The 15,445-nt window shown below is 71.1% G+C and carries 14 protein-coding genes; all 14 read right to left on the bottom strand.

Annotated elements, in window-relative coordinates:
• Positions 1-7 precede the first annotated feature (7 nt).
• On the bottom strand, positions 8-1,975 hold the full coding sequence (gene asnB / locus WJ35_RS26450; protein WP_069240369.1) for an asparagine synthase (glutamine-hydrolyzing): 1,968 nt from the start codon (positions 1,973-1,975) through the stop codon (positions 8-10).
• Positions 1,976-2,273: 298 nt separating this feature from the next.
• Positions 2,274-3,305, bottom strand: a complete 1,032-nt coding sequence (locus tag WJ35_RS26455; RefSeq protein WP_010097488.1) for an EscU/YscU/HrcU family type III secretion system export apparatus switch protein — start codon at positions 3,303-3,305, stop codon at positions 2,274-2,276.
• 9 nt (positions 3,306-3,314) lie between these two features.
• A complete protein-coding gene (gene sctT, locus WJ35_RS26460; protein ID WP_060233453.1) occupies positions 3,315-4,124 on the bottom strand; it encodes a type III secretion system export apparatus subunit SctT in 810 nt (269 codons plus the stop codon).
• Complete coding sequence (locus WJ35_RS26465; RefSeq protein ID WP_069240370.1) at positions 4,118-4,891, bottom strand: hypothetical protein; 774 nt, start codon at positions 4,889-4,891, stop codon at positions 4,118-4,120. The genes sctT and WJ35_RS26465 overlap by 7 nt, the downstream gene beginning before the upstream one ends.
• Positions 4,884-6,263, bottom strand: a complete 1,380-nt coding sequence (gene sctN, locus WJ35_RS26470) for a type III secretion system ATPase SctN (RefSeq protein ID WP_069240371.1) — start codon at positions 6,261-6,263, stop codon at positions 4,884-4,886. The genes WJ35_RS26465 and sctN overlap by 8 nt, the downstream gene beginning before the upstream one ends.
• Entirely contained in the window at positions 6,260-6,901 is a 642-nt protein-coding gene (gene sctL, locus WJ35_RS26475; RefSeq protein ID WP_069240372.1) for a type III secretion system stator protein SctL, read from the bottom strand. Before sctL ends, sctN begins: the two co-directional genes overlap by 4 nt.
• Positions 6,883-7,644, bottom strand: a complete 762-nt coding sequence (locus tag WJ35_RS26480; RefSeq protein WP_060233448.1) for a SctK family type III secretion system sorting platform protein — start codon at positions 7,642-7,644, stop codon at positions 6,883-6,885. Before WJ35_RS26480 ends, sctL begins: the two co-directional genes overlap by 19 nt.
• Positions 7,641-8,522 carry a type III secretion system inner membrane ring lipoprotein SctJ gene (gene sctJ / locus WJ35_RS26485; RefSeq protein ID WP_060233447.1) on the bottom strand — a complete coding sequence of 294 codons (882 nt, stop codon included), beginning with the start codon at positions 8,520-8,522 and terminating at the stop codon, positions 7,641-7,643. The genes WJ35_RS26480 and sctJ overlap by 4 nt, the downstream gene beginning before the upstream one ends.
• Before the next feature lie 66 nt (positions 8,523-8,588).
• A complete protein-coding gene (locus WJ35_RS26490) occupies positions 8,589-9,077 on the bottom strand; it encodes a hypothetical protein (protein ID WP_069240645.1) in 489 nt (162 codons plus the stop codon).
• Between the two features lie 124 nt (positions 9,078-9,201).
• Positions 9,202-9,411: a hypothetical protein gene (locus WJ35_RS26495; protein ID WP_042588308.1), complete on the bottom strand. Its 210-nt coding sequence runs from the start codon at positions 9,409-9,411 to the stop codon at positions 9,202-9,204.
• A gap of 139 nt (positions 9,412-9,550) precedes the next feature.
• Positions 9,551-10,957, bottom strand: a complete 1,407-nt coding sequence (gene sctD / locus WJ35_RS26500) for a type III secretion system inner membrane ring subunit SctD (protein WP_069240373.1) — start codon at positions 10,955-10,957, stop codon at positions 9,551-9,553.
• Entirely contained in the window at positions 10,938-12,983 is a 2,046-nt protein-coding gene (gene sctC, locus WJ35_RS26505) for a type III secretion system outer membrane ring subunit SctC (protein WP_069240374.1), read from the bottom strand. The genes sctD and sctC overlap by 20 nt, the downstream gene beginning before the upstream one ends.
• Positions 12,983-13,261 carry a type III secretion system export apparatus subunit SctS gene (gene sctS, locus WJ35_RS26510; RefSeq protein WP_010093947.1) on the bottom strand — a complete coding sequence of 93 codons (279 nt, stop codon included), beginning with the start codon at positions 13,259-13,261 and terminating at the stop codon, positions 12,983-12,985. The genes sctC and sctS overlap by 1 nt, the downstream gene beginning before the upstream one ends.
• Entirely contained in the window at positions 13,258-15,444 is a 2,187-nt protein-coding gene (sctV, locus tag WJ35_RS26515) for a type III secretion system export apparatus subunit SctV (RefSeq protein ID WP_060233442.1), read from the bottom strand. Before sctV ends, sctS begins: the two co-directional genes overlap by 4 nt.
• Position 15,445 lies beyond the last annotated feature (1 nt).

A 15,445-nucleotide genomic window follows, 5' to 3' on the forward strand; every position in this document is an offset into this window, starting at 1 on the left:
CCGGCCGTCACACCGCGCGCTGTCCCTCGAGCCACGCCTGGAACATCAGCACCGTCCATAGCTGATGCTGCCAGTTCATCCGGCCGGTCTGGTGCTGCCGCCACAACCGCTCGACCGCCGCCGCATCGAAGAAGCCCTCCTCGCGCAGCCGCGCGGGATGCAGCAGCGCCTGCGCCCAGTCGCGCAGCGAGCCGCGCAGCCAGTGATCGATCGGCGCGCAGAAGCCCTGCTTCGGCCGGTCGATCAGCGGCGCCGGCACGTACGCATCGAGCAGGCGGCGCAGCAGCGCCTTCGACTGGCCGTCCGGCAACCGCACCGCCGCGGGCAGCCGCCACGCGAATTCGACGACGTGGTGATCGAGGAACGGCATCCGCGTCTCGAGGCTGACGGCCATCGCCGCGCGATCGACCTTGGTCAGGATGTCGGTCGGCAGGTACGTGAGCGTGTCGATCGCCATCGCCTGCTCGGCGAAGGTCAAATCCGCGGGCCATGCGCTCGCGGTGTCGAGCGGCGTCGGCGGCTCCTGCCCCGCGAGCGCGATGCGCTCCGGATGATGCACCGCCGACATCAGCAGCCGGTACAGCCCGATGCGGCTGTCGGCGGTCATCACATGGCCGAGCTTGTGCAGCCGGTCGCCGATGCGCGGCGGGGTCTCGCGCGCTTCGGCGCCGCTCCACGCGCTCTGCGCGACCGCCGCGAGCTGGTCGGCGTGATCGGGCCGCAGCGCATGCAGCGCGGCGGCGATCCGCGCGCGTACGGCCGCCGGCACGCGATGCAGCTTGCGCCACAGGCGCGGCGTCAGGAAATAGCGCGTGTAGCCGCCGAACAGCTCGTCGCCGCCGTCGCCGGACAGGCTCACCTTCACGTGGCGGCGCGTCAGCTCGGCGACGAGGAAGGTCGGAATCTGCGACGCGTCGGAAAACGGCTCGTCGTAGATCGACGGCAGCTTCGGCACGACCGCGAGCGCGTGATCCGCGGTCACGTACAGCTCGGTATGCCGCGTGCCGAGATGGCGCGCAACCGCCTTCGCATAGCCGGCCTCGTCGTAGCCGGCCTCGTGGAAGCCGATCGTGAAAGTGTCGACCGGCGCCGCCGATTGCGCCTGCATCAGCGCGACGATCGCCGACGAATCGACGCCGCCCGACAGGAATGCGCCGAGCGGCACGTCGGCCTCCATTTGCTGCGCAACGGCCTTGCGGAGAATCCCGTCGAGCAGGCCGACCGCCTCCTGCGCGGTGCCTTCGAACGGCTCCGCGCGGCCGGCCTCGATCGCGTGTTCGAGCGTCCAGTACGCGCGCACGCGCGGCGTGTCGCGCGCATGCTCGAACTGGATGAACGTCCCGGGCGGCAGCTTGCGGATGCCGCGATAGATCGTGTACGGCGCGGGCACGCTCGACTGCCGCAGGTACAGGCACAGCGCATCGCGATCGATCGCGCCGTCGAAGCCCGGAAAGCTGCGCAGCGCCTTCAGCTCGGACGCGAACACCAGCGCGTCGCCGATCCGGCCGTAATAGAGCGGCTTCTCGCCGATCCGGTCGCGCGCGAGCGTCAGCACGCGCGACTCCCGGTTCCAGAGCGCGATCGCGAACATGCCGGTCGCGCGGCGCAGCGCCGCCTCGACGCCCCACGCGGCGATCGCCGCGAGCAGCACTTCGGTGTCCGAGTGTCCGCGCCATGCCGGCGCGCGGCCGGTGCGCTCCAGCTCCGCGCGCAGCGCCCGGTGGTTGTAGATTTCGCCGTTGAAGACGAGGACGAAGCGTCCGCACGCGGACGCCATCGGCTGGCGGCCGTGCACCGACAGATCGACGATCGCGAGCCGCCGGTGGCCGAGCGCGATCCCGGCTTGCGCATCGAGCCAGGTTCCCTGCGCGTCGGGCCCGCGATGCGCGAGGCTCGCCGTCATCCGCGCGAGCGTCGCGCGGGCTGTCTCCTCATCGAAAGCGGCGCTGTTCAAAAAGCCGTCGATTCCGCACATGTTCTTGCCCGTGTATTGATCGATCCCGTCTCGCTCGGCGCCACGTCGCGGCACGCCGTCGGGCGAGACGGTCGGGCCATGTTACGGAGAAATTATTCATCAATAAATCTGGGTGGCCGTTGGTAGCCATCTAAAAAAATCGGCGTCAAGCGTCGCATGCGGAAATGGAGAAAGGGCCACATCGGATGACGGGCCGGGCAGATCCCGCAACGAAACCGGAAAACGGTACGGATGGCGAAACCGCAACGGCAATGAATATAAAAACGGCAACCGATTCGAAATCCGAAATTTTGGCCGCTCAATTCGCGCCCGTCGCCCACTTCAGCAGCGCCGCCACTTCGCGGAAATGCCGCGGCTGGATCGTGCCGTTTTCCGGCGTCGAGTCGTACAGCGCCTGCGCAAGCCCGACGTTCGCGAGCGTCGGGCGCAGCGCGTCGCGCGCGAGCCGGACGATCCGCTCGGCCGCCTCGCCCTCGCCGCGCGCGAGCACCCACGGCAGCGAGCCCATCCCGCCGTAGTACAGCGCGACCGCGACGCGCGACGAATAAACGACCACCGATGCGAAATCGATCCGGTCCTGCAGCGACGCATACTGCAGTTCGCGCGCGAGCTGCCGCCGCTTCGCCTGGATGTGCGGATCGCCCTCGTCGTCCTTGTGCTCGCGCCGCACCTCGTCGATCGACATCTTCATCTTCTTGTTGAACTCGTGATGCTGGTGAACGATGTCGATGATCGCCATCACGACATAGACGAGCGCCGCCCAGCCGAACAGCAGCATCAGCAGCTTCACGATCAGCGCGAGGATCGACATCGGCCGTGTGAAGCCGGATTGCACGGCCGGATCGAGCGACTCGACGATCAGCCAGCCGAGCGTCGCGACGAGCAGCACCGTCTTCAGCAGCATCTTCACGAGATTGACGACGTTGCGCAGCGACGCCATGTTCTTCAGCCCTTCGGCCGGGTTGAGCCGCGACAGCTGCGGCACGAGGCGGCTCCACGCCATCACGCCGCCGACCTGCACGAAACCCGCGAGCAGCCCGAGCATGAGGCCCGCCCCGACGATCTCCGCCGACAGCGTCATCCAGTCGCGCGCGGCGCTGCCGACGAGCGCCGCGAGCCGCGCGCCGGGATCGGCCGCGCCGGCCGCATCGAACACGAGCCGGAACAGCCCCTGCAGGCGCTCGAACAGCGCGCCGAGCCCGACCGCGAGCGCGACGCATGCGCCGACGAAAAACGCCGACGAGATCGTCTCGGCGCTCTTCGGCACATCGCCTTTCTCGCGCGCCTCGCGCAGGCGCTTCGCGCTCGGCTTCTGGTTCTTCTCGGCCATGCGCGGCCTTCACGCCGCGCCGTGCGGCGCGAACAGCGCGCGCAGCAGCGCCATCAGCCCGCTGTCGGGGCTCAGCAGCGCGTGCAGCGCCGCATAGACGACCGGCAGGAACAGCACCATCATCAGCATCGCGAGCGCACTCTTCACCGGCTGCGCGAACACGAAGATGTTGAGCTGCGGCACCGAGCGCCCGACGAGGCCGATGCCCAGCTCGACGAGCACCAGCACGATCACGACCGGCGCGGCGAGTTTCACCATCCATGCGAAGATCGAGTCGGTCTGCCGCACCACGAAGGTCTGCAGCATCGACGAGAAATCCGGGCCGAGCGAGCCGATCGGCCACCACGCGTACGATTGCGCAAACAGCTGCACGAGCACCTGCAGCCCGCCCGCGGTGACGAACAGCGCGATCGCGACGAAATTGAGGAAGCCGGACGTCGGGCCGCCCTCGTGCCCGCCCATCGGATCGAAGAACGCGGCGCTGCCGCTGCCGGTCTGGAAGTCGATCAGGTAGCCGACGCCCTGGATCGCGAACAGCACCGCGCTGAACGCGCCCGCGAGCAGCACCCCGACCACCGCCTCCTTCGCGACCAGCAGGCACCACATCAGGAACGGCAGCGCGGCGACCTGCGCGGGATCGATCGCGGGCGCGACGAACGCGGCGATCACCACGGCGATCCCGTTGCGCACGAGCCCCGTGACGATCTGCTCGTTGAACACGGGCACGACGAACATGATCGGCAGCAGGCGCGGCATCACGTACAGCAGCGGCCGGAGCGCGCCGGCGACGTCGTTGAAACCGGTCGCCTGGTCTAGCATCGGCGCTCCGTGGGCACGGGCACGGGTGCGGGCGCTGTGTCGTCGAAGTGCGGAGATGGGTGGGCGGAGGCAGCTGCCGTATCTGCGGCATCGCTCGTATTGTCTGCATTGTCTGCGTTGTCTGTGCTGGCTGCATCGGCTGCGCTGGCTGCATTGGCTACATCGCCCACATCCCCCCCCGCCTCCGCCGCGCCCCCGACCATCTCCGCATCGAACGCCGCCGTCATCTCCGGCTGGCTGCGCGCAGCATGGCCATCCGCGCCGCCCGCGGCCCACACGCCGGCCGTCGCGAAGCGACGCACCGCATGCGCATCGGCCACATCGTCGGCCTCACGCTCGATCCGCGCGGCGCGCGCGTGCAGCGCCTTCTCGCCGGCCTTGTCGAGCTTGTCCTCGGCCGCCTTCGCCTTGCGCGCCGCGCGCTGCAGGCCGGCCAGTTCCGCTTCGTGGCCGCGATGCATGTCGGCCGCCTCGCGCACCGAATGATACGCAGTGCCGATGTGCCAGTCGAACGTGCGCGTGTCGGCCGCCGCGTTCTGCAGCGCGCGGGCCTCGCGCGCGTCGCCGGCGAGCCGCGTCTGGACCGCCGCTTTCGCGGCGACGTGCTGCGCGAGCCGCGCGTGCGCCGCATCGAGCGCGCGGCGGCTCTGCGCGGCGATCCCCTGTTGGCGCGCGGCGGCGATCTTCGCGAGCTGGCTGCGCATTTCCCGCACGCGCTTCAGTCGCGCGAGCGTCGCGAGCACCGCGCGGTCGTCGGCTTCAGACATGATCGTTCGCGAGCCGCGTCAGCTTCGCGAGCAGCGCATCGAAGCGCACGTCCTCATGCGACGCCTGCGCGCAGAACGCGGCGATCGCGTCGCGCGCGCGCAGCGCGAGATCGCCGAGCCGGTCGCTGCCTTCGCGGTACTCGCCGATCTGCACCAGCAGCTCGATCTCCTGGTACTTCGCGATCAGCTCGCGCACGCGCGCGGCCGCCTGCTGGTGCGCACGGTTCGCGACGAGCGGCATCACGCGCGACAGGCTCGCGAGCACGTCGATCGCCGGGTAGCGGTTCGCGAGCGCGATCTTGCGCGACAGCACGATGTGGCCGTCGAGGATCGAGCGCACTTCCTCCGCGATCGGATCGGATTCCTCGTCGCCTTCGACGAGCACCGTGTACAGCGCGGTGATCGACCCGCGCGCGCCCTGCCCCGCGCGTTCGAGCAGGCGCGGCAGCACCGCGAACGTCGACGGCGGAAAGCTGCGGCGCGTCGGCGGCTCGCCGCTCGCGAGCCCGACCTCGCGCTGCGCGCGCGCGAAGCGCGTCAGCGAATCGACGAGCAGCAGCACGCGCTTGCCCTCGTCACGAAAATGCTCGGCGATCGCGGTCGCGACGAGCGCGGATTTCACGCGCTCCATCGCGGGACGGTCCGACGTCGACACGACGACGATCGAGCGCGCGCGCACCTCCGGCGACAGCGCATGCTCGATGAACTCGCGCACCTCGCGGCCACGCTCGCCGACGAGCGCGATCACGTTCACGTCGGCGCGCGCGCCGCGCGCGATCATCCCGAGCAGCGTGCTCTTGCCGACGCCGGACGGCGCGAAGATGCCGACCCGCTGCCCGACGCCGAGCGTCATCAGGCCGTCGATCACGCGCACGCCGGTCGGAAACGGCGTGTCGATCATCTGCCGCGCGAGCGGGTTCGGCGGGTCCTGCTGGGTCGACACCCACGCCGCACCCGTCACGGGGCCGCGCGCGTCGAGCGGCCGGCCGAGCCCGTCGAGCACGCGGCCGTACAGGCCTTCGCCCACCGGAAACACGTGCTCCCGGCCGGACGGCACGACGGTCGTCTCCGGCGACAGCCCGGCGACGTCGCCGAGCGGCGTGAGCAGCGTCGTCTGTCGCGAGAAGCCGACCACTTCGGCGAGCAGCGTCGGCTGGCCGGGCGTGCGCAGCTCGCAGATCTCGCCGAGCCGCGCGCGGATGCCGGTCGCGTTGAGGATCTGCCCGACCGCGTGATTGACACGGCCCTGCACCGACACCGGCGAGAAGAACGCGAGCCCCGCGTCGAGCTCGCCGACGAGCCGGCCGCGATCGAACGGCGCGGCGTCGCCGTCGCCGGCCGGCGCGCCGGCTTCGTCGAGCGGCGCGCTCATCGCACGGCGCCCTTCACGGCGCCCTTCAGCGCGTCGCGGCGGATCGCCTGTCGCAGCGCGTCGATCTGCAGGTCGAGACTCGCGTCGATCCGGCCGGACGGCGTCTCGACCGTGCATGCGTGGCGTTCGAGCTGCGCGTCCTCGACGATGCGGATCTTCTGCCGGTTCGACTGGCCGGCGAACGCGCCCGCGAGCGCTTCGCGCATCTCGTCCTCGCGGCCCGGCGCGATGCGCACGGTCAGGAACGCCTCGTCGCGCACGAGCGGCGCGATGCGCGCGAGCGCGGCCGCGTACAGCGTCTGCGTGCTCATCTCGCCGACGATCGCGCGCACGGCCTTGACGACGATTTCGGCCATCGCATCCTTCATCGACTCCATCGTGCGCGCGGCGGCGAGCGACTGCGCGTAGGCCTGCGCGGCCTGCTCCCGCTGCGCGCGCCGCATCCCTTCCTCGTAGCCGGCCGCCTGCCGCCTGTCGAATTCGCGCTGCGCGTCGGCGACGATGCGCGCGGCCTCCTCGTGCGCGGTGGCGATCACCGCGGATGCGTCGAGCAGCGCCGCGTACTCGCGCTCCTTGAGCACCTTGCGCTCCGACAGCAGCTGCAGGTTGTCGCTCGTGATCAGAAAAGCCAGTCCCATGACGCAAGCCTCTCGGGAATCAGAAACAGGAACAGCAGTTCGCCGAACTGGTCGCGCTGCGCGCGGTTCAGCCAGTACGGCGCCTCGGCGTCGATCGCGCGGTTGAACTTCAGCGTCACGCGCCGCGCGACCGCGTCACCCGCCGCGCCGATGAAATCCGCCAGCAGCCGGCCGCCGCGCGCGCGGATCACCGCGGGCAGCGCCGCCGGCTCGCCGCGCCACGGTTCGAGCGTATCCGCGAGCGCGCCGAATTCGGGCGCGCGTTCGAGCGCGAGGTCGAGCGCGTCGCCGCCGAGCTTCGCGGCGACTTCCGCACGCATCCGGCGCACCGCGAGCGCATCGCGCAGCCACGTGCGATGCAGCAGCAGCCCCGCATAGGAAGCAAGCTGCTCGAGCGCCGCGCCGGGCAGCAGCGCGAGCCGCGCGCACGGGTTCGCGGCGTCGAAGTCGTGGCGGCCGGCCACGTCGTGCGCGTCGAGCAAGTGGCGCGCGACCAGCTTGCGCCCGGCCGGGCCGAACGCGTCCGGCGACCGGTAGCGCGCGGGCCAGTCGGCCGGCACGCGCGTCACGTGCAGATAGCGGTCGGGACGCAGGTTGAAGTCGCATACGAGCCGGTGGAACGCGGCGCGCCGCGCCGCGGGCGGCGGCGCGAGCGGCTGCAGCCACGGCAGCGGCGCGGCGCCGGGCGCAGGGTCGCCGGGCGCAGGGTCGCCTGCCGCCACAAACGCGCGCGGATCGCTCATGCGCCGTCGCGCGCGCCATCCGGCGTGCGCAGCGAACCACCGCCCGCGCCGCCGTTCGCGTTCGCCTGCGCGCCGCGCGCCACGCCGAGCAGGCCCGCGAGCCGCGCGCCGAACATCCCGCGCCGCGCGGCCGACAGCGCGATCACCGCGCCGGTCAGCAGGATCAGCGCGAACACGAGCCAGCCGAGCGGCGAGCGCAGCCGCACGATGTCGGCCAGCGCGCTGCCGATGCCGTCGACGCGCGCCGCGCGTTCGGCGGCCGGCTGCAGGAACAGCGACACGTTGTCGTACTGCAGCCCCTCGATGCTGTGCGCGACGAGATCCTTGACCATCGGCGCCATCGCGCGCAGGTCGACGCCGGGCCGGTAGCGGATGTAGACCGCGGCCGACGACGGCCGGATCTTGTCCGCGAGCGGGTCGTTCTCGGGGATCACGACCTGCACGCGCGCGACCACCACGCCCTCGATGTCCTGCAGCGTGCGCGACAGGTCCTGCGACACGCCGTACAGGTAGCGCACGCGCTCCTCGGCCGGCGTCGACACCAGCCCCTGCTTCTGGAACAGCTCGCCGAGGCTCGCATGGCGCGGCTTCGGCAGCCCGTTCGCGCGCAGCACCGAGAGCGCCGCGTGCAGGTCGCCGTCGGCGACGCTGACCTGCCACGCGTCGCGGTCCGACGTATCGCGCGCGTCGTTGTCCTTCGACGCGTCGATGCCCGCGTCGCCGAGCACCGCGATCATCTGGTTCGCGTCGGCCTCCGACAGGCCCGAGTACAGCTCCTTCTGGCAGCCGGCGAGCAGCACGAGCAGGCCCGCGAGCAGCGCACGCGCCGCCCGGCTGCGCCACGCAGCAGCGCGCGGCGTCGAATCGATCGTCGTCATCGTTTGTCCGCGTTTGCGTCCACGTTTCCGGCGCGCGCCGCGCTCCCGCCGCGCGCGCCGCGGTCGTCACTCCTGCGTCTTCAGCACCGTGTGCGTGAAGCCGTTCGCCGCCTGCGCGACCGACAGGCTCAACTGATATTCGGAAATCGTGGTGGTCGCCGTCCACTGGAAGTCCATCGCCTTCACCATCGTCATCAGCGGATCGCTGCGGTTGTCCGCCATCGACGTCAGCATCTCGGTGCGATGCTTGTCGATGTTCGCGTAGCGCGCGTCGAGGTCGTTGCCGTACGCGCGCAGCCGCTCGACGAGCGACGAATGGTTCGCCTGCGCGGGCGTCGCGGGCGTCATCTGCACGGCCGGCGCCGCATCGGCCGGCGCGCGCGACATCGCGACGCCCGCTGCCGACGGCGACGACCCGCCCGCTGCCCCCGGCTGCATCAGCGCATCGAACTGCCGCACCTGCGCCGGATCGGACGCCGCGCCCGCCTGCTGCTGCGCGCCGCTCGCGAGCGCGGCCGCGCCCGGCGGCGCCGCGCCTACGCCTGTTACCGACATGATCGTGTCCTCCTTGACCGGCAAAGCCGGAAACGAGCCGGCCGGCGCGCGCCCGCGTCCGCTCGGGCGCCCGTCGCGGGCAGCCCGTGCACGCGGCGTCGCGCGGCGCGGCCGGCGACCGCCGTCATGCGCGGCCGGCGGAACTCAGGTGTTGCGCAACCTGGGCGTTCGCCGTCCCTTCCTGCGCGGTCACTGCGTTGCTGGTTTCGAACGTCGCGGTCGACTGCTGAACCTGGAAGTTGATCTTCGTCAGCTCCAGCTGCGTCTTGGTCAGGTCGTCCGCCTGTTTCTGGACATCGCCCGTATTGGTCACACCACCTGTCGAGGCACCCATGCTTCGCTCCTTTACGTGAACCACGATTCCCGATCCGGCCGCGGCCCCATGCCGCGCCGGCGACGTGACACGCCGCATGCGTGCGGCGCGTCGCGTGATGCGCGCACCGCTCGCGCGATGCGCATGACCTGTCGCGGCGCTAGTGCGCCGCGTCCTTCGTTGCGTCCTTTGCTGCGCCGGCCGCGGCGACGGCGGGCGTCGTAGTCGGCGTCGCTGGCGCTTCCGGCAGCAGCGCCGGCCCCGGCACCGGCTGCGCGACGCCGGCCGCGGCGCCGCTCGCGACCGGCGGCACGGGCGGCGCCGGCGACGCCGCGGGCGCCTGCACGCCGCCGAGCGGCATCGTGATGCGCTGGCCGTTACGCTCGAACACCACTTCGTCCGCGCCGATCGACACGACGGTCGGCCCTTCCTTCAGCTTCGCGCCCTCGAAATAGCGGCTGCCGTCCACGGTCTCGATGTAGCGCTGGTCGCCGTCGCCAGCGAACACGGTCGTGATCTCGGGAATCCCGGCCGAGCCGCCGAGCGTGGCCGTCGTGCGCGGCGCTGCAGCTTCCGCGTCGCGCACGTGATCGACGACCTCGAGCGCCGGACGCGCGTCCTTCATGTAGTTGCGGATCCGCGGCTCGATCTGCGCGCGCGCGGCCGCGCCCGTCAGCTCGATCCGGCCGCGGCCGAGATAGGTCACCGTCAGCGCCGTGTCGCTGAAATAGGTCTGCGCGGTCGCGACGAGGTCGCTCACCACGTACAGATTGCCGAGCGCCGCGTTGTCGACGCCCGCGACGATCTGCGCGACGCGCTCGCGCGCGGCCGCATCGCTCACGTAGCCGGACACGAGCGCGCCGTCGTCGCGCGGCGACACGGCCAGCTCCGGATACGCATGCAGCAGCCGCTGCAGCCGGTGCGTGCGCGCGAGCACCGACTCGTGCTGCCACGGCAGCCGGCCGGACCATGCGACGAACCCGTAGCCGAGCGCGCCGAGCAGCGCGCCGACCCACAGCGCGACGACCGCGATCACGAGCCGCCGGCTGCCGAGCCGGCGCAGCCCGCCCGTGAGCCAGCCGAGCCATGCCGCTTCGCGCGCGGCCTCCGGCGCGCCGGTCTCGTCGGGCACCGCGACGCTCGCCTGCGCATGCCGCGCGATGCCGAGCCTGATCGTGCCGATCGTCACCACGTCCTGCGGCGTCAGCGAGCGGCGGCTCGCGCCGAGCGGCGCGTCGTTGAACAGCACCGGCGCGCCAGCGTCCCCGCCGTGGTTCTGCACGGTCACCGCGAGCGCGCCGACCTGCAGGCACACCTGTTTCGCGCCGATCTCGCGATCGGGCAGGATCACTTCGCAGTCGGCCGACGTGCCGATCCAGTTCGCGCCGCGCGCGAGCGACATCGTGCGGCCGTACATCGGTCCGCTGAGAAAACACAGGTTCCACGGCGACGCGAGTGCGGCCGCGGCACCGCCTGCACCGCCTGCACCGACGACGCCCGCAGCGCCGCCTGCCGCGCCGCCGGGCAACGCGCCGTCGCCGTGCGGATCAATGGCGGTCGTCGACATGGGCGGACGCTCCTGCGGTCATCGCCACGGGCTGCGCCGCCGCGTCCTTCGGCGGCGGCAACGCGGGCGGGCCGAACTTCGTGCCGGGCAGCGGCTTCGGCGTCAGCGGCACCGCGACGTCGTTGTCCGGCGGGCGATACATCGACAGCCCGTCGGGATTCGGCGGCACGGCGAGACCCGGATTCACCGGCGAGCCGTCCGGCGCGTACATCGAAGCGGTCGTGACCACGCGCGGCGTCAGCAGATAGAAGCGCTCCATGTGGTTGCCGGTCTTGTCGGTGTACTTGAACAGGTTGCCGATCAGCGGGATGTCCGACAGCCACGGCACGCCGCTCTTGTTCAGCCGCACCTCGTCGTCGTTGAAGCCCGCGATCAGCAGGCTCTTGCCCTCGTCGATCATCGTCTTCGTGACGATGTTGCGCTGCTGGATCACCGGCACGTTCGACACGGCCTGGCCCGGCACGATGTTGCCGTCCTGGATGTCGATCGACATCATCACGCTCTGCGGGCCGCCGGCCGCCGCGGCCCGCGCGGCTTCGTCGACGATCATCGGCGTCACCTTGATGCTCGTGCCGGTCGTCACGCTGTACAGCGACGAATCCTGGTAGCCCTGCACCTGCACGTAGAACTGCGTGAGGTTCTCGAGGATCGCCTCGGTGTTGTCGAGCGCGAGCACTTTCGGCTTCGAGTGGAGCTGCGCCTGCCCCTTCTGCGCGAGCGCGTTCACGCGCGTCAGCAGGTAGTTGCGCAGCGAGCCGCCGATCGACGCGGTCAGCGCGATGCCGGTCGGCATGAACGCGCCGATCTGGCCCGCCTCGCTGGTGTTGGTGTCGATGCCGAACGTCAGCGGCGGATTGCCCGCGCCGCCGAACTGCGTGTTGCCGGTCAGCGGGTTCGCGCCGTTGCCGATCTGCACGTCGCCGTGCTTCGTGTGCAGGCGCCAGTCGATGCCGAGGCTGTCGAGCGAATCCTCGTTGATGTCGATGATCGTCACGTTGATCTCGACGATGCGCGGCCGCTCGTCGAGCTGGCCGATCAGCGACTGGTAGCGGTACATGTTCTCCGGCAGGTCGCGCACGATCACCGCGTTGATCGCGGGGTCGGCAACGATCTGCGGCAGCGTGTCTCCGCCGCCGCCCGCGTTCGTGAACGGCGAGAACGCGCCGGATCCGTCGCTGCCGCCGCCGTAGCCGCCCGAGCGCGGCCCCCCGGAAATATCCGGAAAATCGAGGCGCGGCACCGCGATCGTCAGCCCCGAGCCGAGCTTTACCTGGCGCGCCGCCTGGCCGAGCGACGCGCTCGCCGGCACGAGACTCGTTTCGACGCCGCTCTTGCCGAACAGCCGGCGCAGGATCGTCGCGACGCCCGGCACCGTCACTTCCTTGCCCGAGCGGTTGATCGTGAAATCCGACGCCCAGCCGTACTTGAGCCGGAACGCGCGGATGTCCGCGTGCTGGCCGTTCGCCGCCGGGTCGCCGACCGTGCCGATCGCCTGCCGCACGAGCTCGACGTAGCGGCGCGGCCCCGCTACGTACACGCTGTTCGCGCGGTCGTTGATCACGAGCGTGAAGCGCTTGTCGGCCACCTGCATCGCCTGCAGCGCGCGGCCGATCTCGCCGGCCGCGTTCGGCGGGATCGGGATCATCTGCGTCTGCGACTGGTCGGCGGGATCGACGTACAGGAACGAGCCGTCGTAGTACCACGTGAGCCCGTAGGTCGAGCAGATCGTGTCGAGCGTCTGCTGCGGCGTGCCGGAGAAGCGGCCGCTGATCACGCCGTCCACCTTCGGATCGACGACCGCCGTCACGCCCTGCGACGCCGCCAGCTCGCGGATGAAATCGGCGATCTTCTTGCCGTTCGCGACGATCGTGAACGGCTTGTTGCGCCAGCGCAGATCCGCCGCGCGCGCGGGCTGCGCGAGCATCATGCAAAGCGACGCCGACAGCAGCGCCGTCGCGCACAGCGCGAGTGCGGCCCGCTGCAGGCCGCGGGATTGGAACCAGACCGAAGCGACGCGTCGGCGCATCAAAAGACTCCTGTGGAAGAAACGAACATGCGTTCCAGCGCCTGCTGCGCGAAGCGCAGCACCTCGCCGCCGAGCCAGCCCGACAGCAGCACGAGCGCGACCATCACGGCGATCAGCCGCACCGCCATGCCGAGGTTGGCGTCCTGCACCTGCGTGACCGCCTGCAGGATCGCGACGACGAGGCCCGTGACCGTCGCGATCGCGACGATCGGCAGCGACAGCAGCAGCACCAGCATCAGCGCCTGCCGGGTGAGATCGAGAATCGTCGAGCCCGTCATCGCGCGGCTCCCGGCGCGCGCACCTCGGCGCCCGCGCCGACCGTGCCGTCGTCGGGCGGGTTCTTCACCCAGCCGATCGTGTGCAGCTGCACGTCCTCCTCGACCTCCTGGTACGACAGCACCGCGAGTTCGGGCAGCACCGGCTGCAGGATCGTCTTCACGTAGCGGCGCGCGCCGAGCGCGACCATCACCGCGAGCCGCGCCGCGCCGTGCGGGCCGCTCGCGCCCGCGGCCTGCACGATCGCGCGCACCTGTTCGCAGATGTCCTGCTTCACCGCGCTCGACAGCGCGAGGAAATTGCCCTGCTTGGTGCGCATCACCGCGCTCTCGATGCGCTCCTGCAGGTTCTGCTCGAACAGCACGACGCGCAGCTGGCGCGCCGCGCCCGCGTGGCGGTCGGTGATCATCCGGCGCAGGTCGACGCGCACCAGCTCGACCAGCGCGACCACGTCGTCGGGCTCGTTCGGCGCCCACGTGATCAGGCTCTCGAAGATCACGCGCAGGTTGCGGATCGGCACCTGCTCGGCGAGCAGCCGGCGCAGCACGTCGGTGACGCGCTGCAGCGGCACGAGCCGCGTCAGCTCGCCGACGAGTTCCGGGTGGTCGCGCCGCACGAGATGCACGAGCGCCTGCGTTTCCTGGATGCCGAGCAGCTCGTCCGCGTGCCGGCGCACGATCTGCTCGACGTGCGCGGCGAGCGCGGCTTCGCTCGTCAGCCATTTGGCGTCCGGCGCCGCGCCGTCGGGCTTGATCCACAGCGCGGTCGGGAACGGCCCGAACGCCTCGGCCGGCTGGCGCTCCGCGCGCTCCGGCAGCGGCGACGCGCCGTCCCACAGCAGCCAGCCGGGCTTCAGCGCGCCGCTCGCGGCGAGCACGTCCTGCAGATAGATCCGGTACGTGCCGGCGGCTGCGCCTTCGTCGTCGTTCAGCGTGAGGCGCGGAAACACCGTGCCGACGTCCGCGTCGACGCGCGCCTTCGCGCTCGCCAGCGCCGCCTGCAGCTGCGCGAGGTTCAGGCTCGTGCGCAGGTCGTCGGACAGCGACACCGCGATCAGCGACGTGACGCCGGCCGCGTGCGCCGCCTTCGCCGGCTGCCCGTCGTCGGCCGCGCCGACGCGCCCCGCGACGTGTATCAGGTTGAAGCTCGGCGCGGCGGTCTTGCGCTTGAGCTGCGTGAACGCGAACGCGCCGAGCCCGGCCGCGATCAGCGCGAACGACCATTTCGGGAAGCCGGGCACCACCAGAAAGCCGGCCAGCACGAGCGCCGCGATCAGGAGCGCGCGCGGATGCGCGCCGAGCTGTTCGCCCAGCTGCTCGCCGAGCTGGCGCTGCCGCGCATCGCGCGTCGCGACGCGCGTCGTCACGATGCCCGCCGCGATCGACACGAGCAGCGACGGGATCTGCGACGCCATCCCGTCGCCGACCGTCAGGATCGCGTAGCGTTGCAGCGCGTCGCCGATGCCCATCCCGTGCATCAGCGTGCCCACCGCGATCCCCGCGACGATGTTGATGAACGCGATCACGAGCCCCGCGATCGCGTCGCCCTTGACGAACTTCATCGCGCCGTCCATCGCGCCATGCATCTGCGATTCCTGCTCGAGCTTCTCGCGGCGCTCGCGCGCCTCGTCGGCGCTGATGATGCCCGCGCGCAGGTCCGCATCGATGCTCATCTGCTTGCCCGGCATCGCGTCGAGCGAGAAGCGCGCGCCGACTTCGGCGACGCGCTCCGAGCCCTTCGCGATCACGATGAACTGCACGACGGCGATCACGAGGAACACGACGCCGCCCACGACGACGTTGTTGCCGACGACGAGCCGGCCGAACGCGTCGATCACGTGGCCGGCGTTCGCGTGCAGCAGGATCAGCTTGCACGACGCGATGTTCAGCGCGAGCCGGAACAGCGTCGTAAACAGCAGCAGCGCCGGAAACGACGAGAAGCTGACCGCCGAAGGCACGTAGGTCGACACCGTCAGCAGCACGACGCTCACCGCGAGATTCAGCGAGATCATCCCGTCGAGCGCGATCTGCGGCAGCGGCAGGATGAACAGCGCGACGACCGCGACGATGAACGCGGCGAGGAACAGGTCCGCGCGCGGCGACGCGCCGAGGCGACGACCGGACACGCCGCGGCCGGCGGAAAACATCCGCTGCCAGTCGCGGGGAAGCGCCTTCGTTTCTGCCATC

This window comes from Burkholderia ubonensis, assembly GCF_001718695.1.
Taxonomy (GTDB): domain Bacteria; phylum Pseudomonadota; class Gammaproteobacteria; order Burkholderiales; family Burkholderiaceae; genus Burkholderia; species Burkholderia ubonensis_B.